Below are 24626 nucleotides of genomic sequence, written 5' to 3' on the forward strand. Positions count from 1 at the left end.
TACAGGCAGGGACCTTAATGACGACAGTACGGTGCCCTTCATGTGATGCTCCATTTATGGACAAGCCCTCGGAAGTCCGGGCGATCTGCGCCCACTGCGGAACTGCATTCATGTACGACGGAATGGGTTCGCATGTTCCGGAATATGCGGTAGCCAGACTCAGCGACACCGAAGCCGTAGAGAGAGTTCACGACTGGGCTTCAGGTGTTAAGGGAGGCAGAGAATTTTCAAGGAATATGAAGCTTGCAAAAATGACGTTGAGGCACTTTCCGCTGTATGTTTACGGCAAAGCGAGAACCGGCGAAACCATAACAGTTATTTCCAGTGCCGTACCGTCGATGCAACCGGGCATCGGAATCATTGATCCAAAGTCTGTGGAGTTGAAAAAACTCTCCGCCGAGACTGACTTTTCGGATTTTACAATGCCTCAGACGGAGCCGGACGCATACAGTTCGCTGCTCTCCGTTGACGCATCCACTAGAAAACTCGTCTTTTATCCGTTCTGGCTCACACAGTACGTGTATCATGGAAGGCTCAATACCATAACTGTCGACGCCTGCACCGGAAAAGTCTCCGGGGATCTCAGCGTGGAGATAGAGAAAAAGAGTTCTCTTCCTCTTGCAGCAGGTGGCTTTGCCGCAATAAGCGCCGAGGGTCTTGTCGCGTATTTCGGTTACATCTATGCGGTGGCTGCCATAGCGATTACTGTTTTCGCGCTGATTTTGTATTCTGTCAGGAGGAATGAGTAAGATGATATCCAAAAGCGGATGTGTGGAGTGCGGGTCACCGGTATTCTTTGATGAATTCGACTTCATGACGACATGCTCTACGTGTGGAACTGCGTTCAGGCTGCCGAGAGACAACTCGGGCGCCTGGGTGCTCACGTACGCGTCTGAGATTGACATCAACGAGGCAATAGACAGAGGGGTGAGCATCATATCGGCAAAATTCGGCGGAAAGAGATTCGCGAAAGAGATAGAACTCAAGGAAGTTTACCCCGTCTACCTGCCCTTATGGAATGTTTCCGCAAAGTCTTCCGGATGGATATGCAGTTCAGATGCTGAAGGCGGAGAGGCGCTGCCCGTGCACCTGGAAAAACAATTCAGGATACCCGCATATGACGATGTCCAGACCATTGGCGTGCCTAAAGAAGTGAACGGGACAGACGTTACCATTTCAAATGATATGGTTTTCCCGGCACTGCATGTTAAAATCAGAACAGATGAACTAAAGAGAAAGGTCGAGGAATTGATGGACACCGAGATTGACGGGTTCCGGCATACGAAACAATCAGCTGAGAACATCAGGACTTCTGTTACAGTTCAGACGCTTGTAATGTATCCGGCATGGATCGTAAGATTCGGCACTAGAAACGGTGAACATGCGGTGACAATTGACGGCATCAGCGGACAGCAGATGAATGACTTCGGCTTCAGAGTCACGGACACCGGGATTGTCGGTGAGGCCGTGCTGGCTGCATGCTGCGGCATCACTTCAGGTACAGGCGTAATGATGCTGGCCTCAGGTGCTTTTCAAAACATAGGTTTGGGTCTGGTCACAGCCGGCGTGTCGCTCTTTGTGCTGGTGAATGTACTGAGGCATGTGCTGAAGAGCCAGCACCTTAATCCAAGACCGGAAGCAAGGAGGATGTCGATTTGAACCCTGTTGCGGAAAGATGCCCCAGATGCGGAAAGAACACGAAGGCTGAAAAAGGGGAAGTCGTCGCATATTGCTCCTCATGCAAGAGTCTGCATGAAATAGGCGACAGATCGGTCATCGATGTTGAAATTGCCAAGTTTGGCAATGTCTCTGATGGTCACAGGATATACGTGCCATTCTGGAGATTCTTCTGCACGTTCAGCCTTCCGGGCGCAGAAACGGAAATGCACAGGAACATGAAGGAATTCGTGAAAGACGGAAATGATGGCAAGGTATTCGTGTATGTCCCCGCCGCCGAACTTGGACCGCAGGAGCTGCTTAAAATGGGCGCCTACATGACGGCCTGCAATCCCGTCTATTCAACAACCTTCTCATTCGGCGACGTCGAACACCTGAAATGCACGCATCTGAGCGATGATGCGAGAGGGGACATAGAGTATTATTTCATGGCTGCCGAAACTGCCGACGGAAGAAAGGATGACCTGAGGAACGGTTTCACCATAGACGCTTCACACGAAAAGCTCGTGTTCCTGCCTTTCTACCAGTCCGGTAACCAGTTCAATCCTGCGGTCTGAAATACCGCGAGCGCCTGAATTCCTCAACGACCCGGTCGTGGTCGAACGCGAGGCCGGGCAAGTCGGACAGCGGGAAGAAGAGTGCGGCGGATGCGTCGTCTCCGGCCCTCGGCTCACCTTCAATGTAGTCGATGACGTATGCCGCACTTATCATGCGCACGCGCGGGTCTCTGTCAGGATCGCTGTAAACGCCCAGGATGCCCCTGATGCTTCCCCTGATGCCAGTTTCCTCCATCAGCTCTCTCAGTGCGCACTGTTCAAGCGTTTCCCATTCGTCAACAATGCCGCCGGGCAGGGCATAACACCCCCTGTACGGCTCGTTTCCGCGCCTGACAAGCAGCAGCTTTCCGTCCCTGACGAGTATCGAGTCGGCTGCCACGCTCGGACTCTTCCACCTGTTGATCAGCTGTTCCCTCGAAAGAGACACTTTATTTTCATAAATATCAAGCGCGCTGAGCAAAGCTTCGCCTGGAGGCATGCCCTCTGTCTGGAGGGCGCCTTCCCCCGTAAGAGAAAGCAACCGGACAGCGACGTTCTGCATGACACCCGCCGAACGCTCTTCATCGGCCGATTTCATGGCCCTGTACTCTTCGTCCGTGAAAAGCAGTTTGCCGTCATACAGCATATCAAATCTCGGATTCAGCGAAAAGTGCCTGCTTCCAGCATATCGTGACATAATGACAGAATGATGGAAGAAGCAAAAATAGTTGATTGCACTGATACAGCATGCAGGACAGCGGTTCAAAGGATTGAATGAAGGATGAGATTACCAAAGGTCAGAAGCGCGGACGACATAATTGACGAGCTGTTTCTCACTGCCTCAAGGGCTCAGGGAAGCGGGGGAGACGGCGACAGGAGAGCGAGAAAGAAGGAAATAAACAAACTTCACCGTCTGTCGGAAAAAGCAGACAAACTCTTCTCTTCATATGTGACGGGTTTTCCGTCGTTTGAAAAGAATGAGTTCGCATACGAAATTGCAGATCTGCTCGTAGGCGTGGATGAACTGAAGAAGTCCCTCGCCTCGGTCCACGGCTGCAAAAACACGATTGTAACGGTTGCCAACAGGGCTGCCAGGGAAGTTGCCAAGGCTGGCACGACCTCCGAAATGAGAAGTGCAAGGGAAAGAGCATACGGCAGAGTCGCATCTCTTGTGCACGGCATAGACGACAGGCTGTCATTCCTCGCCAGCGCTTCAGAACTGCTGAAGGAAGTGCCGCAGGTTTCCGGAGACTATACAGTCGTCGTTGCCGGATATCCGAATGTGGGAAAGAGCCTGTTCATTTCATCTGTCTCGAATGCACGGACCAGGGTTGAACCGTATCCGTTCACCACTACGGAGCTCATTGTGGGACACAAATTGATTGCGGGCAGGTCCGTCGCATTCATAGATTGCCCCGGTCTCACACACAGGGCACTGGCCACAAACAACATCTACGAGAAAAAGTCGCTGCTGGCCATCAGGCATCTCGCATCGATGCTGCTGTTCATTGTAGACCCTTCCGGAACATGCGGCTGTGAAATATTGCCACAGCTGTCGCTGCTGGATGAGCTGAAGAAGGCGCTTGCCCCTGCAAAGACCGTTGTGGCGTACAGCAAGGCGGATCTTGCACGACCGGAGGGTAGAGAGCTGTGTTTTTCGGCCCTCACAGGCGTCGGCATGGAAGACGTGATTGACACAGTCAGGCAGGCTATTCCGGCAGCAAAGTTTGATTATCAATTCAAGAAACCCGATTGAGAACACTTTTGTATAGTCTGCAGCAGATAAAGTTCCCAGCAGACCCGGTGGTCCACTGGCCGAAACACCCGATATCAGGAGAGCGGCGTTTACGTTGAAGAAGGAAGTAGACATGCTCACGTCGGAGTATGCCAGCGCGATCAGGCTTCTGGAAGACATCGGCAGGACAGGGGAAAAGGAGGATCGGTTATCCTCTATTCAGAGCGCGATAAAGGTACTGAGGATGGAACTCGACAGGGAAATGGATCTGCAGGAGATGGACAAGCTCAGGAGAGAGGTCGTATTGCTCGACCCCGATTCAGAACCGGCCAGCGAGACAGCCAGAAGGGTCAGGACAGCAGGGAGTGAAAAGCAGAGCTACGAACACGCTGAGAGCGAAGAGCCTGAGTTGAAGGAAAAGGAGGCAGACTGGATGAGACAGCCGCTATCCTTCCAGAGGAAACAGGACGTTTCCGGCGGCCTCAGGTCTGTGGAGGAACAACCGTCAGGCGCCCGCAAATCATCCGTCCGCGAGACGGATACAGACAGGATACGAATAAAGCTCTCCTCCATGAAGATTGAAAAAATGACGTCAAAGGGGCATTCCGACGCAGAAAAATCCACTTCCGCAGTCGAGCAGGCACCTCAGGATGACAAGCAGGGCTTAGTGAAATGCAGAAATTGCGGAACGATGATCAGCAAGAGATCGGTTGTCTGCGTCTCATGCGGAGAATTCATCAGGTGAAACATCGTCCCTGATATGCAACTGGAAAGTTTTGAGCGCATTATTGACAGTAACCAATATCGGCCATGTGGAAAATGTGTAAGACCGTTCGCTTCTCTTCCATTGCCATGTCACGCACAATGCCACGGCAAAGATTTAATGCAGAGAAGATGCCTGAGGATGAGCAGCGACTGTACACGGCTGATTATCGATGCCAGACATTGAAATGAGTGATGGGGTAAGGAACTATTTTCGAACTCTCGACCGAGGGGCGCGTGCATGCTATGATATCGCAGCCAAATGCAGGGAGCTCGGATTCGACCCGGAACAGAGAGTGGAAATACCGCTGGCCGAAGATATGGCGGCAAGGGTGGAGGAGCTTCTTTCAGACTACAACGTAAAAGGTATTTCCAGGCGGATCAGGGAGCTTGCCGAAAACTACAACAGAGAAGAGATGTCCCTGATAATTGCAAAAGAGATTGCGCACGGCGATGGAGATAGACTCGAACTGCTGGAGCGGGCCGTCAGGGTCGGCCTTGCGATTCTCACCGAGGGTATACTCGTTGCTCCGCTGGAAGGCATTGCGGGCGTCAAGATTTCATCCGGCGGCTCGGAAGATTATGTTTCACTCTATTTTTCTGGACCGATAAGGTCTGCGGGCGGAACCGGACAGGCCCTGAGCGTGCTGATAGCCGATGTAGTCAGGAGAGAGTTAGGCATAGGCAGATACAGGCCGACGGACGAGGAGGTGGAGCGTTTCAAGGAAGAGATCCCCCTGTACAAGCAGACACAGCATCTCCAGTATCTTCCCTCTTCTGAAGAGACTGAGCTCATAATCAGGAACTGCCCCATATGCATAGACGGCGAAGGGACCGAAGATGTCGAGGTTTCGGGCTACAGAGATTTGCCGAGGATTGCTACAAACAGGCTCAGAGGCGGTGCATGCATAGTCATTGCAGACGGACTCAGCCAGAAGGCATCGAAAATTATGAAACACGTTTCCTCGCTGAAGCTCGACGGATGGCATTTTCTCGAAGCCATAGGCAACCGGGCAACCGATGTCGATGAGGGCGAAGTCAGGATAGCGCCTAGCGAGAAGTATGTGAAGGACATGGTTGCGGGCAGACCGATATTCTGTCATCCCTCGCGTGTTGGCGGCTTCAGGCTCCGCTACGGGAGAGGAAGAACGACCGGACTCTCGGCAGTGGCGCTCAACCCGGCGTCCATGTACGTGCTTGACAGCTTCATCGCCATTGGAACACAGATAAAGCTGGAACGGCCCGGAAAGGCCGGGGCGGTCACGCCCTGCACAGAGATAGAGGGACCAATCGTCCTGCTGAAAAACGGAGATGTAGTTCAGCTCAACAGCCCGGTGCAGGCCAGGAGCGTGCTTTCCGAAGTCAAGGAGATAATAGATGTGGGCGAAATACTGATTCCGTTCGGGGAGTTTCTCGAGAACAATCATCCGCTGGTTCCGGCCGGCTATTCGCTCGAATGGCACCGCGCGACTCTGAGGAGCAGGATGGGAAGCCTGCCGCCGGACTGGAAATCACAATCATGGGAAGAAGCTGTGGCGTGTTCGGAAAAGTATGATGTTCCGCTTCACCCGCGTTTCAATCTGTTCTGGAGCGATCTTTCCATAGACGAGCTCTACAGACTCATAGACTATGTTTCGACATCCGGCAGAATGGACGACGGGAGACTGCTGTTGCCTGCCGGTTCCGAAAAACAGATACTTGAGAAGCTGGGAGCGCTGCACACGGTGGAAGGGCAGTATTTGGTCATAGATTATTTTGCTAAACCGCTGATACGGTGCCTTGGGCTTGACATCAGGGAAGGGATAATAACAAGGGTGAGGCAGCCCGGCATGTTTTCCACCACGATGGAAATTGTATCCGGCCTGGCTGGCATACGTGTGCTGCCGCGTGCCGTGACCAGAATTGGTGCGCGGATGGCAAGACCCGAAAAGGCCGCCGAGAGAAAGATGAAGCCGGCACCGCATGTCCTCTTTCCAGTGGGACAGGAGGGAGGGATGCAGCGCCTTTTCACAGAAGCGCTCAAGAAGGGTCGGTTCAGGGCTGAAATGAATCAGAGAATATGCGCATCCTGCGGCTCGTCCACATTTCTGTCGAGATGTGTATGTGGTTCGCACACATATTCAAGAAAACAGACGGCGCAGTTCAATCTCGATGTACAGGAGCTGCTCTATGCTGCAATGGAGAGAATCGGCGAGAACAGGATTTACGATATGAAAGGCGTCCAGGGACTCATATCCTCTTTAAAGACGCCGGAGTCCGTGGAGAAGGGGATATTGCGCGCAAAACACTCAATCTCGGTGTTCAGGGACGGCACGGTGAGGTTCGACATGACAGATGTTCCGCTGACGCATTTCAGGCCAGCGGAAATAGGCCTGAGCGTCGAGATGGCCAGAGCGCTTGGCTACACGACTGACATGGAAGGACGCGATCTGGTATCAGGGGACCAGGTGTGCGAACTGATGGTGCAGGACATCGTTCCATCTATAAAATTTGCAGACTACATGAAAAGGGTGGCCGATTTCCTTGACGAAACACTGGTAAAACTGTACGGTGTCGAGCCATATTACGCGCTCCAAGACAAGATGGGACTGATCGGACAGCTGGCTGTGGGACTTGCACCGCATACATCCGGAGGCATACTCTGCAGGATCATCGGATTCACATCATCCAACGTGGGCTTTGGACACCCGTTTTTTCACGCCGCAAAGAGGCGTAATGCAGACGGCGACGAAGATTCGGTAATACTTCTGCTGGACGCCCTGCTCAATTTCTCAAGGTCATATCTTCCCTCGACCAGAGGTGGCCTCATGGACGCCCCGCTGGTGCTGTCTCTGCGCATAGACCCCAACGAGATTGACAAGGAGGCGCACAATATCGATGTGCTCAGGGAATATCCGCTTGAATTTTTCGAGGCAACAGTGCGTTTCGCGAAGCCAAAGGAGGTTGAGAAAACGATGGGGACGATTGGACCGAGAATATACACGAGCGGACAGTACGAGGGTTTCGGATTCACTCACGACACGCCTGACATATCCGAGGGGCCTGCCGAATCGCGCTACAGTACGCTGGAGACGATGCACGACAAGTTATGGGCCCAGCTGGCACTGGCACAGAAAATACGTGCGGTGGATGCAGGCGATGTCGCCTACAGGGTTATTTCGCGCCACTTCCTGCCGGACATGATCGGCAATCTGAAGAGCTTCTCTGGCCAAGAGCTGAGATGCACGAAGTGCGGCTCAAAATACAGGCGGATACCGCTGAAGGGAAAATGCTACTGCGGACACGAACTCACGCTCACGGTCCATGAGGCAAGCGTGAAAAAATATCTGGAAGTCACAAAGGATATCGTCAGGCAGTTCAACCTTCCCCCGTACACTGTTCAGAGAATCGAGCTCATAGAGAATGCGATGAACAGCCTCTTTGAAAGCGACGGCGTCCGATCCACAAAGCTGACTGAGTTCCAGTGACGGAGCGGAAGGATGCGGCGGAAGATTGTGACGTTCGACATAGACGGCACGCTGACAATCGGTCACGGGTGGTTTTACATCGCAAGCCTTCTGGGCAAAGCGGATGAATACCTGGAATATACGGCCATGTTCAGGTCGGGCAGGAGCGGAGAAGCGGAGCACCTGTCAAACCTGCTGAGCATTGCGGAAGGCGTGCCGGTGTCGAGAATACAGTCCATACTGCGCAGCATCCCGAAACTGCGCAACATAAGCACGGCAGTCCGGATGCTCTCGGCGAATGGGCTGGAGACGATGCTGCTGACGCACAATCCGCAGTATGTGTGTGAATGGTATGAAAGGAGATTCGGCTTCTCCGATCACTGTTCTGCTTACCAGCCGGTGGAGAATGGAGTTGTCTGCAGGGCAGGCACGTTGCGTCCGGACAAAGTCGCCTGGCTGAAGCAGATGTGTGCCGAACGGCGCATTTCGCCGCGTGATGTGTTGCACGTGGGCGACAGCGCTTCAGATGCCGCAGTATTCAGGACAACGGGTTCGGGCATTGCGGTCAATTCAAGAGATGACGAAACAACAGGCAGCGCAGCCGCGGCCATTAACACAACGGATATGAAGGATGTTGCGAAACTTATACTCAACGGCTCAGAGTGAGCTTACGAGCGTGACCAGTTCGCCTGATTTCTTTTCCAGCAATTCGAGCGATTTTGTCAGTGCCTGGGAAGCCGTCAGCGAGCCGTCCGTTTCGAACTGCATCACGAACTTTGTGTCGTCACCTTTTACCTCAACTGCTCCTTTCGGGGCGGCGTCCACACAGGCCTTGCAGAGCGTGCACTTCTCAACATCCGTAACTGCAATTTTCGAATCCCTCTTCTCCAGTATCTTCTCCGGGCAGCAGCTTACATCAAACTTGTTCACGTCTAACTTGTCGTAATTGAATTTCAGTGAAGGGTAGTATCTGTAACCGGGTGCCTGAACGGCCTGAAACTTGGCGTGCTGTTTTCCCGTGCCCAGTTCGGCTGTGGCATACACAAGCACTGCCTGATTCGTTCCGAGTTTGACAATAGGGATGAATTCGTCCTTGACCCTGAATTTGTCGCTTCCCAGAGGCTCCATGTCTCCCGAATATACGGTGCACGGTCCCTTCTTGTTGAGAGAATACATCACGGTGCAGCTCGGACATCCCTCACCCTTGCACGTGCACTCACTCCTGAAGTTGAACTCGTCGAGGTATGTGGGCAGAGGTATGAGGCCAAGCCTGTGCGCTATCATTTCATCGAAGAGAGGAGTGACACTCTCATATTCAGTGCCGTCCTCTCCCATAATCGGGCCAAGGTGAAACTCCACATTGTGCACGGCCATCTTCGGAACGTCCGAGAGCAGTGTGCGCCTTATCGAGTTGACAATCTGCGGGGCAGCGTCAGTAATGACAAATCTGATGTAATTTTCCCTTACCTCTCTGAATTCTACATCCATAGGCAAGCACCATTTTCAAACGCGTCTTCCCCGTCTGCCGCCCTTTCTCTTTGTGCCGTCGTGCGGAACAGGCGTCACGTCCTCAATCCTTCCGATCTTCAGGCCCGCTCTTGCGAGTGCCCTGATCGCGGCCTGTGCTCCCGGTCCGGGAGATGCCGATTTGTTGCCGCCGGGCGCTCTGACCCTGACGTGGACAGTATCGATTCCCTTCTCCTTAATCTGTTCGGCCACCTTTTCAGCAGCCCTCATTGCAGCATACGGAGAGGATTCGTCCTTGGCTGCCTTTACAACCATACCGCCCGTGCACTTGGCCAGCGTTTCGGCACCGGTAATATCTGTGACAGTAATGAGTATGTTGTTGTAGCTCGCAAATATGTTGGCTATACCTATCTTCATGTTCATTCCTCCTTTTCGGTCTTCTTTCCTTCACCGTTGTCCGCGTCAGGAAGCGCGTCCTCGCCTGCAGACGCAACTACTCCGGACGTCTCAATGGCCGAATCGATTTCAGGTACAGCTTTCTTGACTTCCTTCTTCACGACTTTTTCCACGACCTTTGCAACCGCCCTCGGCACAGCCGGTCTGGATGACGGCCGCCGCGAAGAATAACGCGATCCCGGGCGTCCCGTCTCATCAGCGTCGGGTCTCTTTTCCTTAAGAACGCCGGTGAATCCGGGTTCTGGCCTCATCGGATGCATATCGCTGGAAAGCGGTGACTTGGCTGTGTAGATTATGGCTGCATCCTCCCCCTCCCTGACGATGTAGCCGGGCACAGTGAGCTGTCTGGATCCGAGTGTAACGTGACCGTGGACTATGAGCTGTCGCGCATGTCCTATGCTCCGTGCGAGCCCCTTCTTGAATGTTATTGTCTGGAATCTTCTGGAAAGCACGTCCTCGATGTTTATCAGCAGTACGTCGTTCAGATCGGCATTCTCTTTTATCAGGCCCAGGCGTCTGCACTTTGCAATGAGTGCAGCAGTTTCCCTGGCTGCCTGAGGATCTCCGGTCCTGTTCTTTGCCTGCAGGAGTCTTGACTGCCTTCTCAACTCCCTGAGAAACGACTGGACCCTCCACAGTTCCTTCTTGTTCTTGAGCCCGTACTTGAATACCAGGTTGCTTTCCCTCTTTATGCGTTCCCCTTCCCAGGGGTGCGCTGGCCTGTCATATTTTTTTACCGGAAACTTTGGATCGCCCATTCATTCACCACTCAAAGCTCAGCTGCTCTTCTCTTTCGTTGCAGTTTTGGGTGCAGCTGCCGGTTTCGGTGTGCCTGCCGGTTTGGCACCGGCCTTGGGGGCCGTCTTTGCAGCAGGAGCCGTTGCTGCTGCCGCGGCAGGTTCTGCAGCGGCCGCCTTCTCTCCGCCTGCGGCCGGAGGCGCACCTGCTATCCTTGTAACGCCCATCGTCAGGCCGGTCCTGCCATTGGCCCTGGTTCTCTGACCCCTCACCTTCTGACCGGTCTCGTGCCTTATTCCCTTATAGCAGCGTATCATCTTCATCCTGTTGATATCTTCCCTCACCGCGATGTCGATTTCAGTGCCGATGGCATGCCTGCTGTCGCCTGTTTCGAGTTCTCTTGGACGGTTGACCATCCAGTGCGGGAATTCCTTGGAAATGGAAGCTATTGCCTTCTCCAGCTCGGCATGTTTTGATTCCGGATAGGAGCCTATCTTGACCTTGGCGTCAAGATTGGTCATAACCGCGATTCTCTCAGCCACTCTCTTTCCCATGCCCTTTATCTTCATCAGAGCGACAACCGATTTCTTGTTACCATCGAGGTCGGTATTCGCAAGATGAACGATGAAATGGAAGTCTTTCTTTGAATCCTGTTCTGCTGACTGATCCGGCAACAGTAATCATTCCTCTGGTAATATTTGGCTAAATTGTCGCTGTATTTAACCTATTCGTTGAAATCTACAGGAGTGCCAGAAGTGCCCTCGCGGCTCCGTTGCATATCGATATCACGGGTCCGGGATACAGACCAATGGCAACCGTCGCCACTGCCGCTATCCACAACGACAGTTGCGCAAACCTGGTAATTGGAAACTTCGGAATAGGCTTGTCCGTATCACTGAACATTTCCTTTATCACACGTACATAATAAATCAGTGAAACAGCGCTGTTGAGCACGCCGGCAATCGCGAGCCAGATGAGCCACGAATATCCACGTATAATCGAGCCGCCGACCGCACTTGAAAACAACAGCAGCTTGCTGTCGAAACCGGCAAGAAGCGGTATGCCGAGCAGCGAAAGAAGATACAGCGTGAGCGACACGGACAGCAGACGGTTGTTGCGGAAAAGGCCCTTGAATTCATCTACTGTCGGACCGCTGATGTTTGTAGCAATGATGGCCACAACCATGAAGGCGCCGGCTGAAGCTATAGCATGTGTCAGTATCTGAAAGATACCGGACGACAGAGAGAACACCTGAAGATTGGAACCGTAGACGCCGCCGGCCCCGAATGCTGCTGCAAAAACCGGAAGCGCAATGAGCATGTATCCTGCCTGTCCTATGCTGGAGTACGCAAGCATGCGCTTCACACTCTTCTGCTGTAACGCAGCTATGTTGCCCACGGTCATCGTGAGTACGGCGAGTGCACCGAAAATAGGAGCCCATTCTGTCCTGAATGCTATAAGCGCAACGACGAACAATTTCAGAAGAGCTGCGAATCCAGCCTTCTTTGAGCCGGAAGACAGCAGACCCGAGACGGGCGTGGGAGAGCCCTCATAGACATCGGGTGCCCACATGTGGAAAGGAACGATTGCCACCTCGAAACCGAAACCCGCGATGATCAGTACGAGGGCGACCATCGCAGTGGGAAAAGATGGGCTGGAGGGCGTTATGCCCTGAAGAGAGGATGCAAGCGCCGAAATCTGCAGCGTGTGCGTCAGACCGTACAGAATGGATATGCCGTAGAGCGCGAGTCCCGCTGAAAGTGCACTGATGATATAGAATTTCATTGCCGCTTCTATGCCGGTCCTGTCCTTCTTTCTAAATGCAATGATGGATGAACTCGCCAGCGCCGTGAGCGCAATGCCCACGAACAGCGTAATCAGATCTGTCGACGCGGAAATGACCATCATGCCCACGACAGACAGCATCAGCAGGCTGTAGTATTCACCCTGGTTCCTGTCATCCTGAATGTATCTTACTGAAGGCAGAACAGAAATGAAGCCTACTGAGAGGAAAATAAGCTGAAAGACCGCCGCAAAATCATCCTCCACCATAACGTTCCCGAACGACTGCGGATTCGGTATCTGCCCCCCTATGATCAGGAAAAGGAGTCCGAAGGTTATCAGCATAGTAATCACCGAGAGCCAGCCGAGAACCCTGTTGGACACGTAGAATGAGAGCGCCGCTGCCAGTATTGAGCCGGCGATCATGACCACAAGCGGAGACATGCCTGATGCAAAAAACTGTATCATCGCAACGCACCTGCCATAGATGAATAATAATGAGCGGCCGCCATATTAATCGGGTTGAACATCAGCCAGGGAAGTATGCCGAACGCGATAATAACGAGTATCAGCACGAGCATCGGCACCCATTCATACCATTTGGCATCGTGTATGGTTGCGAAGTCGAGGCTTGTGGAATCGGCACCGAATATCGTGCGCTGCATCGACCACAGATAGTAGCCGGCCGTTATTACAACGGTCAGAATGGGTATTATCAGCAGAACGCCGAACGACAGGAAGGTGACATAAAATACGCTGAATTCCGCTGCGAAACCTACCATGCCTGGCATGCCGAGCGATGCGAGGAAACCGGCCATCATCATCGTGGCGAGCGTAGGCATCTTCCTCGCGAGCCCGCCCAGTTTCTTCATGTCCCTGGTTCCCGCGTGATGCTGGACAACACCGGCGGACATGAACAGGACCGCCGTTATCAGCCCGTGGGCAAACATCTGGAAATCCGCCACGGTGATGCCAAGGGCATTGATGCTTCCGGTTTTAGGATTCAGAGTGAATACTGCGGCGGCTATGGCCAGCAGAACGAGTCCCATATGACTGATCGAGGAGTTAGCTATCATCCTCTTCAGATCGCGCTGTGCCATGCTCACCCATGCGCCGTAGAGTATGCTGATCACGGCGAGCACCAGTATGACATACTCGAAGTATTTCGCGCCGTACGGAAGCGTGGGCACCGCAATCCTGATTATACCGTATGAGCCCATCTTCAGCAGCAGTGAAGCGAGCATGACGCTTCCGCCGGTCGGTGCGTCTGTATGCGCGTCCGGAAGCCATGTATGGAAGGGGAAGACAGGCATCTTTACAATGAAACCGAAGAAGAGTCCTAGAAAGACAATTTCCTGAAAGAGCACGGGGAACAGCGGCGAAACCTGCGCTATTTTTGTCATTGAAAACGTGAAGGGTTTTGCCGGGAAAAAGCTGTGATATTCGAAATACAGCGCGAAAAACGAAAGTAGCATTACAAGGCTCGAAGCATGGGTATAGATGAAGAACTTGGTTGCGCTGTATACCCGCCTCTGTGAACCCCATATCAGTATTATGAAGTACATAGGGACGAGAACGATTTCCCAGAAGATGTAGAAGATGAAGTAATTGGTCGTGGTGAAGACGCCGAGCACCCCCACCTCCACGAGCAGCAGCATGCCGAAATACTGGTTGCTCCTGTGTTCCACGTCCCAGGAGAAGATGACTACCAGGAAAGAAACGAGGGACGTCAGGAATACCATGGGCAGCGCTATTCCATCGACGCCAACGGCATAACTTATTGTGAAATACGATGTGCTTATCCATTTGTAGTGTTCGACGAACTGGTAGCCCGGATTGCTGTAGTTGAACGAGACGAGCATATATATGCCAAGCACCAGAGGAATGCCGCTGAACAGCGCCGCGGTGAGTCTGTTCCTGGACAGATTGGCGGGCATGAGGAGCAGCAGGGCGAAACCGATAAACGGCGAAAGCAGCATAAGCGAAACGAGCAGCATCTTCACGCCCCCATCATAGGCAGCAGGATCAGCAGAATAGCCAGCACGATGATACCTAACACGATCACGCCGGCATATTGCTGCACATAGCCTGTCTCCGATCTCCTGAGTTTTTCCGACGAGAAGACGAAGAACCTGCCGGTTCCGTTGACTATGCCGTCGATGACTTTGCTGTCGAAAAAGTCAAGCACCCTTGCAATGTTGTAACCAATCCATATTCCAAGCGCATCGTACATCTGCGGGAAGTAGTAACGTTCTGCGAGCACTCTGTAGATGCGCGATGTCACAGGGCCCGATACGGCTGCCTGACCAGACTTCTCTCTTCCCCAGACCGCATATGAGAGACCGATACCTCCGAAAGCAAGGAGCAATGAGAGGTATGTGGCCGGATCGCTTAGAAGGCCGAAGACGCCGTTGAACTGTGCGTACGGCGAAACCGCAGAGGGAACGACCGCCGGATAATGCACGGCCATCGCAAAGCCCGCGACGCCCAGCACTGCTGCACCCACAACAAGCGTGAGGACTGCGAGTATTATCAGCGGCACCGTCATTACGCGGGGTGATTCGTGCACATGAATCTCCGGCGGGTAGCGCGGCTTACCCGTGAACGTCATGAACCACAGCCTGAAGATGTACACGGCAGTGAGGAATGCGCCGGCGATGCCGAAGAGCCATATCACTATGAACAGGGATGAATAAGCGGTGCCTCCAAGCGCTGCCTCCAGCGCTGCGTCCTTGCTGAAAAAGCCGCTGAACGGTATTATGCCTGCCAGCGACAGGGAGCCGAATAGCATTGTCACAGATGTTATTTTCAGTTTTGAGCGCAGTCCGCCCATCTCCCTCATGTCCTGAGTTCCGCCGAGCGAGTGCATGACGCTTCCCGCGGCGAGGAACAGGAGTGCTTTGAATATCGCCTGATTCATCAGATGAAAAATACCGGCAGAGTACCCGAGAGAATATGAAACCGTGCCGACAGACTGCCTGGAAAGCACATACGCGCCGGCGCCCAGTGCCATGAACATGTATCCCAGCTGGCTTATCGTGGAGAAGGCGAGTACGCGCTTTATGTCGAATGTGCCGAGAGCCATCGTTGCGGCGAACAGGGCAGTGAACGCACCTATGAACGACACAAACAGTGCACTGATCGGCGCCTGACTGTAAAGCGGATACAGGCGGGCGACGAGATATACTCCGGCATTGACCATTGTCGCACCGTGTATCATGGCCGACACAGGCGTCGGGCCCTCCATTGCATCAACAAGCCAGTCATGCAGCGGGAACTGTGCGCTCTTTCCCATGGCGCCTCCGAACATCGCAAGCGTTGCGAGCGTCAGCAGGCCGGAACCCTTGAGAGCAGTCACGGAACCAGGCTGAAAGAGCGTCTGGTACATGAGCGTGTGATTGCCTATGTTGAGAAGCAGTATAATGCCGAAAAGAAGGAACATGTCGCCGAAGCGTGTCACGACGAACGCCTTCTTTGCCGCTTTTGCCGCAGACGGCTTCTCATACCAGAAACCTATGAGCAGATAGGAACCGAGGCCGACCAGCTCCCAGAAGATATACAGTTCGAACAGATTGTTCGCCATGATCAGGCCGAGCATGACACCGACAAACATCGATATGACGCCGAAATAGCGCTTTCTTCTCGCACCCTCTGCGTGCATATAACCGACGCTGTAAACCACAATGAGCAGGCTGACCGACGAGACCACAGCAATCATGACGACAGTGAGCCAGTCGACGTAAATGCCGAGCGTGACGGCTGCACCGGCAGAAAAGCTGAGGAAAGGAATCTGCTGTTGAAAAGGAACGGGCGATATGCCGCTGCCGCTGCTGAAGAATTCGACAGCGAGAATGAGCAGCGACAGTGCGGCCGACACGCCGACGCCGATTACGGCTATCCATTCGGACAGTCTCGGTCTGGACGAAGGCACAATGGAGATTAGCGCAAAGGCGATGATCGGTGACAGCGCGACCAGCGAAGAATATTGCAGCAGCGGATCCACGCTTACCACCTCAATGTTGCGACTTCGTTGACTTCCACCGTATCACTCGCCTTCCAGAGGACAAGCAGTATTGCCAGGCCGACAGCGATCTCCGCGGCGGCAATGGCTATGGAGATCAGCGCATAGACCTGACCGTCTGCAGCTGCTGCTGCAGTCGGCGCGGTACCGGAAAAAACGACGAAATTTATGTTCGCGGCATTGAGCATCAGCTCTATTGAAAGGAGGACCATTATCGCGTTCCTCCTGTAGAGCACTCCAAAAACACCGATGGCGAAGAGAGCAGCGGAGAACATGGTAACATAGAGGACGGGTATCATGTTCACTCCTCCTTGGCCAGATAGACTCCGCCGATCATGGACGCAACCAGCAGCAGCGCCAGTATGAGGAAGGTGATGCCGTACCCTCCGGGATTAAACATCTGTTTCGATAGTTCAGTGGTACCGGGAACCAGTGTTCCGACGCTTCCCCATTGAGGACCGACAAGAGTGATCGACATCGTCACAAACAGCAGAAACGATGCAATTACAGCAATGAGCTGATATCTTTCCATAACACATCACCTGCACTTCAGCCGAGCAGAATGCTCCTTCTCGTCAGCATGATCCCGAACAGTATCAGCACTACCACTGCACCGACGTAGATCAGTATCTGAATGATGCCCACATAGAACGCACCCATGAGGAAGTACAGCAGAGATATGCCTATGAGCACTCCTGCGAAGTAAAGCGCGCTGTGCACGATCTCCCTCGAAAGCACCATAGTAAGCGAAAGCAGCAGGGAAGCTGCCGCGACAATGATAAAAAACAGAATATCGAGCGTCAAACTTCCGCCTCCTGTTTCTGAACCTGCGCTGCGCCGCCGAGCTGCACGACCGGGTCACTTGCAGACGTGCTCCTGGGAAGCATCTCCAGCGCGTCGAATGGGCATGCTTCGACGCAAAGAGCGCAGCTCACGCATAATTCGTAATTGAACATGGGCAGCTTCTTTTCAGGACCGAGCGAACCGTTGGGTCTCTTCTTTGCCGTGCCAGGTATGCTTACCATGTCGATGACGTCATGAGGACATGCCCTGTCGCAGGCACCGCAGCCCGTGCAGTTGATCTCATACAATTCTGGATACGGGAACGGGCGCTGATCGGGTGCCTCCTCCGGCTTCAGTGCCCATTCGTGCGGCCTGAATATCTTGTCGTTGCGGTCGGTCGTTGCCGTCTCGTAGTTATTGGTCATATGCAGCGCGGTGGACGGACAGACCTCTACGCAGAGACCGCAGAACATGCACTGCGCCATGTCCAGTGCGGGCATCCATTTTGTCACTCCGGCACCTGTCTCGTCGAGCATCATGTCCAGGCATTTGTTGGGGCACACTCTCGCACACGATTCGCAGCCGACGCATCTCTCCATGACGAGACCCAGCTCTCCCCTGAAATCATCCGCGAGTTCCATTTTCTCTTCAGGGTAGAGAATGGTATTCGGCTTGCCTCCGGCAAGAGAAGTCCTGAGGAGCGTCCTCAGCGAAATCCACATCGGTTTGAAAGCATAGTCCATCAGTCCTATTCTCTTCCTGTTAGACGATTGTGCCATTTCAGAACAACCCCATTGACTTGAACAAAACAGCTATAAGGATATTGAGCAGCGACAGCGGCAGAAGACTTCTCCAGCCGATGTTCAGCACCTGATCGATGCGCACCCTCGGTAGGGAGCCGCGGAGCCACACAAAGAGCGTGAAGACCGCATACACCTTAATGTAAAACCAGACAATCGGCGGCAGCAGGGGGCCGGTCCAGCCGCCCAGGAACAGGAGGACCATTATCGCTGCGCCAGCGAATGAGCGGACGTAGGAAGCGAGCTGGAACATTGCGAACTTAATGCCCGGATATTCGGTCATCCAGCCGTGGACGAGTTCTGCCTCTGCTTCGGGCGTGTCGAACGGTATCCTCTCGATCTCCGCTACCATGGCTATGAGAAACACTACAAAACCGATTATGAGCGGTATCGCGTACCATACATGGGCGGCCTGCAGATTCACAATCGTGACGAAGTTGAAGCTGCCTGCCAGCACGGCGACAGAAATGACGGTAATGAGCAGTGGCACCTCGTAGCTCATCATCTGAGCGGTGGAACGGAAACCGCCTAGCAGTGAATATTTGTTGTTTGAGGCCCAGCCTGCGATTACAACGGCGAAGGGTTCGATTGCGAAAACCGCGAATGCAAGAAGCAGCCCGAGATCTGAATTGACAAAAAAGAAGTTTGGAGCCTGCGGCACCAGGGCGAGAATGAGCAGTGATGACGCGACGATAATCACAAGCGTTCCGTTGAATCCGAGCGAATCCGCACTCTCCGGAAGAATCATTTCCTTGACGAGGAACTTGAACGCATCCGCAAAATTCTGGAAAAAGCCGGCAGGACCCACCACCATCGGACCCCTGCGATCCATGAATCTGCCAAGCTCCTTTCTCTCAACGTATATCATCACTATGACGTTGACGAGAACAACGACGAGCAGGAAGACCGATGCTATTACCCATGTGAGGACATATGCAAGTAGCGCATCATGACCAAGACCCACAAGACCGAGAAGCAGAGAGGCAATCGAGTTCGAAATGAAGTACAGGTAGTTCATTCGGTCACCGATCCGATTCACCCAGACACATGTCCAGGCTTCCCATTATGGATGGAACGTCGGCGAGCTTGTAACCGCGGAGCATCACCGGCGAAGCGGATACTGTGACAAAAATCGGGCTTCTGATCTTGACCCTGTACGGCCTGTCGGTGCCGTCACCCTGTACATAGAAAAACGCTTCCCCGCGCGGGTCTTCTGTCCTTGCCCATCCATCAGCTTTCGGTATATGCCTCGGCACCTTCCCCAGTACCGGCCCTGCAGGCATCTTTTTGAGTGCCTGCCTGATTAAGCTGCAGCTCTCGCGCATCTCGTTGATTCTCACTCTGTACCTGGCAAATACATCCGAATCCTTTTCCACGCATATGTTGAAATCAAAATCGGCATACGCCGAGTAAGGATCGTGCTTCCTCAAATCGATCGGAACACCGGCGGCCCTCAGCGGAGGACCGGTGACGCCCAGATTAATTGCATCAGAAGGACTGAGATAGCCTACGCCCTGCGTCCTGATTCTGAATACCTCGCTCTCCTCAATCAGATATTCATATTCACTCAGTCTCTTTTCGAACAGGTCCAGCTGTTTCAGGCACTGATAAGGAAAGTTTTTTGGAATATCCTGGGAAACGCCGCCGATTCTCGGGTAATTGTAAGTGAGTCTTGCGCCGCAGAGTGCCTGCAGCATGTCTATGAACATTTCCCTTTCCCTCATGGCATAGAGGAATGCCGTGAGATTACCGAGATCTGTCATGAATGACGCGAGCCATACGAGGTGCGAAGCAATGCGCTGTATCTCGAGCGCAACTACTCTGATGTATTCGGCGCGCTGCGGCACAGCAATGCCCAGCATGTTTTCCACGGCCGACACATACACATGGTCCCAGCTCATCGATGCAACGTAGCACAGTCTGTCACAGATGGGCACTATCTGCGGGTACGTCCTGTTCTCACACAGCTTCTCGAATCCCCTGTGCAGATAGCCAATCACTGGTTCTGCATCCACAATTGTTTCGCCATCGACCTTGACTTTGAGCGTCCACAGGCCATGAGTGAACGGATGCTGCGGCCCCATGTTTATCCACATTTCAGCCATCTGCATCACCGAATTTCCTTTCATCATCGGCCGAAAGTGTCTGGGGAGGCGGTCTCTTGCCCTTGTTCTCCCAGTCTATCTTCCAGTGATCCATCGACTTGAAGTCCTTCCTGAAGGGGAAGAAATCAGTTCCTTCAGGTGTCAGGACACGTTCGAGCTTCGGGTGGTTCCTGAACACGATGCCATACATGTCGAATGTTTCGCGCTCGTGCCAGTTCGCGCCGCCCCACAGCAGACTGACGCTTTCCACAGAAGGGTCGTCCCTGGGCAGTTCGCACCTGATCTGAATGAGGCATCTGTTCCTGTATGAACTTATGTGATAGAAGACTTCCCAGCTCCGCCTGAGATCGTTGCCGCCCATGCACGTGAGATGATCGAAATCCTGTTTTTCCTTCAGAAAGGTGCAGAACTCCAGAAACTTCTCCCTCGGCACTTTGTTTGCCTCGAGCCTGTGTGCCGTCTTCACCCTGACATCAATGCCGGGAAAGGACGACTTGATATCATTGACAATATCATCCGCGCTTCTTACGTCGGTAAGGCCGAGACCTGAATAATCCTCCTTCTTTGCAATAACAACTGTTGGTGTAGACATGTTATATGCCTCAGCGAGGTATCATGAATTTTTCTTTCTCTCCCCTTATCTTGTTCTGCAGTTTCAGTATGCCGTCGAGCAGCGCCTCCGGCCTCGGCGGGCATCCCGGAATATAGATGTCTACAGGAAGGAAAGTGTCCGCGCCCCTGACTATGTTGTACGAGTCCCACCACGGGCCGCCGGATATTGTGCATTCACCCATGCATATCACCCACTTCGGATAAGGCATCTGCTCGTATAGCCGTGTGAGAACGGGCTTGAGTTTCATAGAAATCCAGCCGTTGAGAAGGAGCACATCGCACTGCCGCGGAGAATTCCAGAATATCACGCCCAGTCTTTCCACATCGAATCTTGGAGCGGCTGCCGCAGCCATTTCCATCGCACAGCATGCGATACCGAAATGAAGAGGATACAGGGCATTCCGTGCCGCCCAGTTGAAAACTGTACCTGTAAGCTTGTTCTGCCTGGAATGAGTGGCTTCCTGCCTCTGCTTCACCATCTCAGCCACTTCGCCGCTCCATTTCATGAATGTATCGTGCGACATTGCTATCGCGCTTGGAGCGTTGGGCTGATTCCTGCTTTCTGCCGTCGACTTCAGATCCAGATAACTTCCTCCTTCTTCAGCGCGTACAGTATACCTATCGTGAGAAGCGCCGTGAACAGGAACATCATAAGTTTTGCCTCCATCGGCATGGAGGAGAATGTGTATGCCCAGAGCGCAAGAAAGACAGTAAGTACATCGGCAATGACGAAGATCAGGGCGAACATATAGTACTGGAAATGAAACTGAATACGGGTGTCGCCTATGGGCACTTCGCCGCATTCATATGTAGTCTCCTTAAGAGGCTCCTTCTTCGAAGGACGCAGCAGCGAGGAAAAGATGAGGCCCACGAACACAAAAACTACAGATATCGCTGCAAAAATGAAGACTGGGACATAGGGCCCGTAGTTCATGTTTTTTCGATTAGGATTGACTCTTATAAGTATATTTCTAAGACTCGGCTCTGCGGCGTAACGTCTAATGTTTGAATCAGACGGAGAATATTGTTAAAATATATCTCGGAATCATGCGCGGAGGCAGAGTGTAATGTTGAAGCTGGAACCGTGCGCCAGCATGCGATTTCGCTATGCACGGCGCGATTGCCGTCTTCGAGGCTCAGTCTTCAAGCGTCTTGGGTTCACGTATTTTCAACAGCAGCAGGACTGCGCCGAAGAACACCGGAATGGATATGACAAAAGGCAGAATGGGTTCTATTGAGTAGAGGTAACCGCCCAAGATCTGGGCAGGTATGGAGAGCATCAGCGGGAGGGCGCTGAACATAGCCATTATCCTGCCCCGCATGACGCGCGGAATTAGATCCGACTGCAGGGACGTTAGGGGTGGACCCAGCAGTGCGTTACCCGTGCCGCCTACAACACTCCATGTGACGAGTTCGTCCATGTCCTTTGCCTTGGTGAAGAAGAGCTGGTTCAGCGGAACCGACAGAGACGAAAGGACCACGGACTTCTTCAGGCCGAAGCGCTCGACCATCCTTGCGGCAGGAAAGAGGAGTAGAAGTATAACGAGTGCGGACAGCCCTACCATTATGCCGTATACGTACGGACGGAAGTGGAGTGACTGTATGAAATACAGCACTGAAAACGAGGATGTGAGCCCTACCGCGAAAGCGGCTACAGTCGAATATGCAAGAAGAAGTTTCGCATCCCGTCCTGTCCTCGCGAGTGCGACTCGCGTATCATGGAATAGTGATTTCCAGAACTGAACGAAATTCGGCGATTCGGATGCAATATGACTCTCTTTGAGCTTCAAGCCCCGATAGCTTATGGCTAGAACGCCGAACGTTCCTGCAATCAGGAAAGAATAGCGTATACCCTCCAGGTTTCCAAAATAAAGTATCATGAGGCCGCCGAGATACGGCGCAAACACTGCCGGAATCGTGTTGACGAACGAGTACGAAGCAATGCCCCTTGGCCTCATTTCCGGTTCCATCGATTCTGTCAGTGACGTCGTAAAGAGCGGACCGTAGATTCCGGAGATGGAGCCGACCATTACCGGTATGTAAAGCCAGAATGCGTCCGGCACCATGAAATAAATGAAATTGTTGAGGACGCCTACAAAACTGAAAAGGATGATTGCCCTTTTCCTTCCCCAGACGTCGCCCACATAGCCTCCAATGAGCTGTGCGACCGCCGTGACGAGCGATGTTATGGCGGCAAAATAGCCGATGAGAATAGCCGACGCGCCAATCGAGTAGTAAAACAGTGACTGGTACGGAGATGCCATTGCGCCTCCGATGGACCACACGGCGGATGTGCTTGTGAGAATCCAGGCATTTCCGGGAAGATAGAAGTGCCTGTTGAGCCTGTTCATAGCTCTTCCAGATATACCGGACTTGAAAATAGTGCTTGCCTTTCCTTTTGAAGCATTTATCGTCTCTGCACCCATTGGTATCAGTTTGCCGTTTTTCCAACCATCAATCGTGGCAATATAAATCCTTAACACAGTGAGTTTCGCAAAAGAAAAACTGTCAAGAACAAATGCGCATCGCGAAAGCTGCCTACATCCAGACGTGTCAAAAACCCTGTGCGATGTCTTGATTATCAAACTGAATGTTTTTTCAGATTAGCTTTTAATGGAAAACAATGCACTCTTCGCCTTATGAAAAGACCGTCCACCGGAGCGGACAAGACCGAAAGAGGGCCCGTCATCATAGAGGGTTTCCCGGGCATAGGCGGCATATCGTCCATTACCTCCAGGTACATCATAGATTTCTTCAGCCTCAGGGAAATGTTGCCACTGGAGCTGGAATCGATGCCTCCTGTAACAATCGTGAGAAAAAGCAAGCCCGTGCCGGCTGTAACCGTTCATGGAGGAATATTGCCCAATGGCACAAAGATTGCAGTAATACATTCAGAAATACCTGCACCTGAAGCTGGTGTCAGGAAAATCGCCAGCGAAATTACAGAATGGGCAAAGTCCATTGACGCCGAACTCATACTTTCTCCCCAGGGAATGATGGTCGAAAGAGAAGGAGACGTGCCTGAGGAGATGTCGATATATGGCACATCATCATCGGAAGGCGGCATGGAAATGCTCAGGAACGCAGGAATAGAGATCATGGAGGAGGGCGTAGTATCCGGAATACCAGGACTGCTTCTGCGTGAGGGCATAAAACACAATATGACCACTGTGGCACTTCTGGCGGAGACCAGGAACGGAATGGCTGATACGCGGGCTGCCGCGCTGATGATACACGCTGTCGACAAACTCTGCCTTAAGAGCGAAATGGATTGCGGGCCCATGTGCAATTTGGCCGTCGAGGCAGAAACCGTCAGGATAAACGGTATCCGGACGGAGATGAGGGAAAAGAGACTCGTTCCCGGCACCGTTTACAGGTGAAATGCCTTACACCATTCATTCATCCTGGCCGGGGACCAGATGTTCCTTATAATGCTGAAAAATTTTATCATACTTACCGGCGGCAGCTGCAGTCCTCTCTTCCACCCATTTCTCCACATCTTCCTTTGACGTTTTTTTGAGGCATTCGTCACACCACCAACCCAGGATATACAGATTCTCGGTATGGAAGAACTTGCCTTTGGGATAATCGTCGTATTTCAGTTCGCCGCATCTCACGCATTTCTTGCGCACTTCAGTACCCAATGAGATACCCGACATGGAAGATTTGCGTGTGGTTATTAACCTTTGCTCAAACAGACACGGCA

Annotated in this window: 27 protein-coding genes; 8 read left to right on the forward strand and 19 right to left on the reverse strand. The window is 52.8% G+C overall.

Features of this window, described 5'->3' with window-relative positions; translation table 11 throughout:
* Positions 1–110: 110 nt before the first annotated feature.
* Genes KIS30_03650 through KIS30_03660 form a run of 3 tightly spaced genes read left to right on the forward strand, consistent with a single transcriptional unit; the run spans position 111 to position 2234 of the window.
* Complete coding sequence (locus KIS30_03650) at positions 111–749, forward strand: hypothetical protein (GenBank protein MBX8645838.1); 639 nt, start codon at positions 111–113, stop codon at positions 747–749.
* On the forward strand, positions 742–1659 hold the full coding sequence (locus tag KIS30_03655; protein MBX8645839.1) for a hypothetical protein: 918 nt from the start codon (positions 742–744) through the stop codon (positions 1657–1659). The genes KIS30_03650 and KIS30_03655 overlap by 8 nt, the downstream gene beginning before the upstream one ends.
* Positions 1656–2234 carry a hypothetical protein gene (locus KIS30_03660; GenBank protein ID MBX8645840.1) on the forward strand — a complete coding sequence of 193 codons (579 nt, stop codon included), beginning with the start codon at positions 1656–1658 and terminating at the stop codon, positions 2232–2234. The genes KIS30_03655 and KIS30_03660 overlap by 4 nt, the downstream gene beginning before the upstream one ends.
* On the opposite strand, the gene KIS30_03665 is transcribed toward KIS30_03660, so the two are convergent.
* Positions 2218–2712, reverse strand: coding sequence for an NUDIX hydrolase (locus KIS30_03665; GenBank protein MBX8645841.1), 495 nt, complete (start codon positions 2710–2712; stop codon positions 2218–2220). The genes KIS30_03660 and KIS30_03665 overlap by 17 nt on opposite strands.
* A gap of 282 nt (positions 2713–2994) precedes the next feature.
* Here KIS30_03665 and KIS30_03670 point away from each other — a divergent pair, with 282 nt between their 5' ends.
* The 4 genes from KIS30_03670 (at position 2995) to KIS30_03685 (ending at position 8822) form a co-directional block, all read left to right on the forward strand.
* Entirely contained in the window at positions 2995–3969 is a 975-nt protein-coding gene (locus KIS30_03670; GenBank protein ID MBX8645842.1) for a 50S ribosome-binding GTPase, read from the forward strand.
* 94 nt (positions 3970–4063) lie between these two features.
* Entirely contained in the window at positions 4064–4693 is a 630-nt protein-coding gene (locus KIS30_03675; protein ID MBX8645843.1) for a hypothetical protein, read from the forward strand.
* Positions 4694–4883: 190 nt separating this feature from the next.
* Positions 4884–8177: a DNA polymerase II large subunit gene (locus KIS30_03680; protein MBX8645844.1), complete on the forward strand. Its 3294-nt coding sequence runs from the start codon at positions 4884–4886 to the stop codon at positions 8175–8177.
* 12 nt (positions 8178–8189) lie between these two features.
* A complete protein-coding gene (locus KIS30_03685) occupies positions 8190–8822 on the forward strand; it encodes a haloacid dehalogenase-like hydrolase (GenBank protein ID MBX8645845.1) in 633 nt (210 codons plus the stop codon).
* On the opposite strand, the gene KIS30_03690 is transcribed toward KIS30_03685, so the two are convergent.
* The 17 genes from KIS30_03690 to KIS30_03770 form a co-directional block, all read right to left on the reverse strand.
* Positions 8814–9644 (reverse strand): DNA-directed RNA polymerase subunit D, encoded by an 831-nt coding sequence (locus KIS30_03690; protein ID MBX8645846.1) that lies wholly within the window; start codon positions 9642–9644, stop codon positions 8814–8816. The genes KIS30_03685 and KIS30_03690 overlap by 9 nt on opposite strands.
* 15 nt (positions 9645–9659) lie before the next feature.
* Positions 9660–10046, reverse strand: a complete 387-nt coding sequence (locus tag KIS30_03695) for a 30S ribosomal protein S11 (GenBank protein MBX8645847.1) — start codon at positions 10044–10046, stop codon at positions 9660–9662.
* Positions 10043–10837 (reverse strand): 30S ribosomal protein S4, encoded by a 795-nt coding sequence (locus KIS30_03700; GenBank protein MBX8645848.1) that lies wholly within the window; start codon positions 10835–10837, stop codon positions 10043–10045. Before KIS30_03700 ends, KIS30_03695 begins: the two co-directional genes overlap by 4 nt.
* A gap of 18 nt (positions 10838–10855) precedes the next feature.
* The gene (locus tag KIS30_03705) at positions 10856–11491 is read right to left on the reverse strand and encodes a 30S ribosomal protein S13 (protein ID MBX8645849.1); all 636 of its coding nucleotides are present in this window, start codon (positions 11489–11491) and stop codon (positions 10856–10858) included.
* A gap of 64 nt (positions 11492–11555) precedes the next feature.
* Complete coding sequence (locus KIS30_03710; GenBank protein MBX8645850.1) at positions 11556–13067, reverse strand: NADH-quinone oxidoreductase subunit N; 1512 nt, start codon at positions 13065–13067, stop codon at positions 11556–11558.
* On the reverse strand, positions 13064–14596 hold the full coding sequence (locus KIS30_03715) for a NuoM family protein (GenBank protein ID MBX8645851.1): 1533 nt from the start codon (positions 14594–14596) through the stop codon (positions 13064–13066). The genes KIS30_03710 and KIS30_03715 overlap by 4 nt, the downstream gene beginning before the upstream one ends.
* A 2-nt stretch (positions 14597–14598) precedes the next feature.
* On the reverse strand, positions 14599–16602 hold the full coding sequence (gene nuoL / locus KIS30_03720; GenBank protein ID MBX8645852.1) for an NADH-quinone oxidoreductase subunit L: 2004 nt from the start codon (positions 16600–16602) through the stop codon (positions 14599–14601).
* Positions 16603–16604: 2 nt separating this feature from the next.
* Positions 16605–16919, reverse strand: coding sequence for an NADH-quinone oxidoreductase subunit NuoK (gene nuoK, locus KIS30_03725; protein ID MBX8645853.1), 315 nt, complete (start codon positions 16917–16919; stop codon positions 16605–16607).
* 2 nt (positions 16920–16921) lie between these two features.
* Positions 16922–17152 (reverse strand): hypothetical protein, encoded by a 231-nt coding sequence (locus KIS30_03730; GenBank protein ID MBX8645854.1) that lies wholly within the window; start codon positions 17150–17152, stop codon positions 16922–16924.
* A gap of 17 nt (positions 17153–17169) precedes the next feature.
* On the reverse strand, positions 17170–17361 hold the full coding sequence (locus KIS30_03735) for an NADH-quinone oxidoreductase subunit J (protein MBX8645855.1): 192 nt from the start codon (positions 17359–17361) through the stop codon (positions 17170–17172).
* A gap of 59 nt (positions 17362–17420) precedes the next feature.
* Positions 17421–18182, reverse strand: coding sequence for a 4Fe-4S binding protein (locus KIS30_03740; protein MBX8645856.1), 762 nt, complete (start codon positions 18180–18182; stop codon positions 17421–17423).
* Position 18183: 1 nt separating this feature from the next.
* The gene (gene nuoH / locus KIS30_03745; GenBank protein MBX8645857.1) at positions 18184–19221 is read right to left on the reverse strand and encodes an NADH-quinone oxidoreductase subunit NuoH; all 1038 of its coding nucleotides are present in this window, start codon (positions 19219–19221) and stop codon (positions 18184–18186) included.
* 4 nt (positions 19222–19225) lie between these two features.
* Positions 19226–20308: an NADH-quinone oxidoreductase subunit D gene (locus KIS30_03750; GenBank protein MBX8645858.1), complete on the reverse strand. Its 1083-nt coding sequence runs from the start codon at positions 20306–20308 to the stop codon at positions 19226–19228.
* Positions 20301–20900, reverse strand: coding sequence for an NADH-quinone oxidoreductase subunit C (locus KIS30_03755; GenBank protein MBX8645859.1), 600 nt, complete (start codon positions 20898–20900; stop codon positions 20301–20303). Before KIS30_03755 ends, KIS30_03750 begins: the two co-directional genes overlap by 8 nt.
* Before the next feature lie 10 nt (positions 20901–20910).
* Complete coding sequence (gene nuoB, locus KIS30_03760; protein ID MBX8645860.1) at positions 20911–21426, reverse strand: NADH-quinone oxidoreductase subunit NuoB; 516 nt, start codon at positions 21424–21426, stop codon at positions 20911–20913.
* 68 nt (positions 21427–21494) lie between these two features.
* Positions 21495–21782 (reverse strand): NADH-quinone oxidoreductase subunit A, encoded by a 288-nt coding sequence (gene ndhC, locus KIS30_03765; protein MBX8645861.1) that lies wholly within the window; start codon positions 21780–21782, stop codon positions 21495–21497.
* Positions 21783–22056: 274 nt separating this feature from the next.
* Positions 22057–23403: an MFS transporter gene (locus tag KIS30_03770; protein MBX8645862.1), complete on the reverse strand. Its 1347-nt coding sequence runs from the start codon at positions 23401–23403 to the stop codon at positions 22057–22059.
* 156 nt (positions 23404–23559) lie between these two features.
* On the opposite strand from KIS30_03770, the gene KIS30_03775 reads away from it, so the two are divergent.
* Positions 23560–24300, forward strand: coding sequence for a PAC2 family protein (locus tag KIS30_03775; protein MBX8645863.1), 741 nt, complete (start codon positions 23560–23562; stop codon positions 24298–24300).
* 15 nt (positions 24301–24315) lie between these two features.
* On the opposite strand, the gene KIS30_03780 is transcribed toward KIS30_03775, so the two are convergent.
* A complete protein-coding gene (locus tag KIS30_03780) occupies positions 24316–24564 on the reverse strand; it encodes a hypothetical protein (GenBank protein ID MBX8645864.1) in 249 nt (82 codons plus the stop codon).
* Positions 24565–24626: the final 62 nt, after the last annotated feature.

Source organism: Candidatus Sysuiplasma acidicola (genome assembly GCA_019721035.1).
GTDB classification, from domain to species: Archaea; Thermoplasmatota; Thermoplasmata; order Sysuiplasmatales; family Sysuiplasmataceae; genus Sysuiplasma; species Sysuiplasma acidicola.

What these genes read in the sequence shown, in the direction of transcription:
- KIS30_03650 (MBX8645838.1), top strand. Translation starts at nt 111, where the DNA reads ATGTACGACGGAATGGGTTCGCATGTTCCGGAATATGCGGTAGCCAGA.
- KIS30_03655 (MBX8645839.1), top strand. Translation starts at nt 742, where the DNA reads ATGAGTAAGATGATATCCAAAAGCGGATGTGTGGAGTGCGGGTCACCG.
- KIS30_03665 (MBX8645841.1), bottom strand. Translation starts at nt 2,712, where the DNA reads ATGCCTCCAGGCGAAGCTTTGCTCAGCGCGCTTGATATTTATGAAAAT.
- KIS30_03670 (MBX8645842.1), top strand. Translation starts at nt 2,995, where the DNA reads ATGAGATTACCAAAGGTCAGAAGCGCGGACGACATAATTGACGAGCTG.
- KIS30_03680 (MBX8645844.1), top strand. Translation starts at nt 4,884, where the DNA reads ATGCCAGACATTGAAATGAGTGATGGGGTAAGGAACTATTTTCGAACT.
- KIS30_03685 (MBX8645845.1), top strand. Translation starts at nt 8,190, where the DNA reads ATGCGGCGGAAGATTGTGACGTTCGACATAGACGGCACGCTGACAATC.
- KIS30_03690 (MBX8645846.1), bottom strand. Translation starts at nt 9,644, where the DNA reads ATGGATGTAGAATTCAGAGAGGTAAGGGAAAATTACATCAGATTTGTC.
- KIS30_03695 (MBX8645847.1), bottom strand. Translation starts at nt 10,046, where the DNA reads ATGAACATGAAGATAGGTATAGCCAACATATTTGCGAGCTACAACAAC.
- KIS30_03700 (MBX8645848.1), bottom strand. Translation starts at nt 10,837, where the DNA reads ATGGGCGATCCAAAGTTTCCGGTAAAAAAATATGACAGGCCAGCGCAC.
- KIS30_03710 (MBX8645850.1), bottom strand. Translation starts at nt 13,067, where the DNA reads ATGATACAGTTTTTTGCATCAGGCATGTCTCCGCTTGTGGTCATGATC.
- KIS30_03715 (MBX8645851.1), bottom strand. Translation starts at nt 14,596, where the DNA reads ATGCTGCTCGTTTCGCTTATGCTGCTTTCGCCGTTTATCGGTTTCGCC.
- nuoK (MBX8645853.1), bottom strand. Translation starts at nt 16,919, where the DNA reads ATGATACCCGTCCTCTATGTTACCATGTTCTCCGCTGCTCTCTTCGCC.
- KIS30_03730 (MBX8645854.1), bottom strand. Translation starts at nt 17,152, where the DNA reads ATGGAAAGATATCAGCTCATTGCTGTAATTGCATCGTTTCTGCTGTTT.
- KIS30_03735 (MBX8645855.1), bottom strand. Translation starts at nt 17,361, where the DNA reads ATGGTGCTTTCGAGGGAGATCGTGCACAGCGCGCTTTACTTCGCAGGA.
- KIS30_03740 (MBX8645856.1), bottom strand. Translation starts at nt 18,182, where the DNA reads ATGGCACAATCGTCTAACAGGAAGAGAATAGGACTGATGGACTATGCT.
- nuoH (MBX8645857.1), bottom strand. Translation starts at nt 19,221, where the DNA reads ATGAACTACCTGTACTTCATTTCGAACTCGATTGCCTCTCTGCTTCTC.
- KIS30_03750 (MBX8645858.1), bottom strand. Translation starts at nt 20,308, where the DNA reads ATGGCTGAAATGTGGATAAACATGGGGCCGCAGCATCCGTTCACTCAT.
- KIS30_03755 (MBX8645859.1), bottom strand. Translation starts at nt 20,900, where the DNA reads ATGTCTACACCAACAGTTGTTATTGCAAAGAAGGAGGATTATTCAGGT.
- nuoB (MBX8645860.1), bottom strand. Translation starts at nt 21,426, where the DNA reads ATGAAATGGAGCGGCGAAGTGGCTGAGATGGTGAAGCAGAGGCAGGAA.
- KIS30_03775 (MBX8645863.1), top strand. Translation starts at nt 23,560, where the DNA reads ATGAAAAGACCGTCCACCGGAGCGGACAAGACCGAAAGAGGGCCCGTC.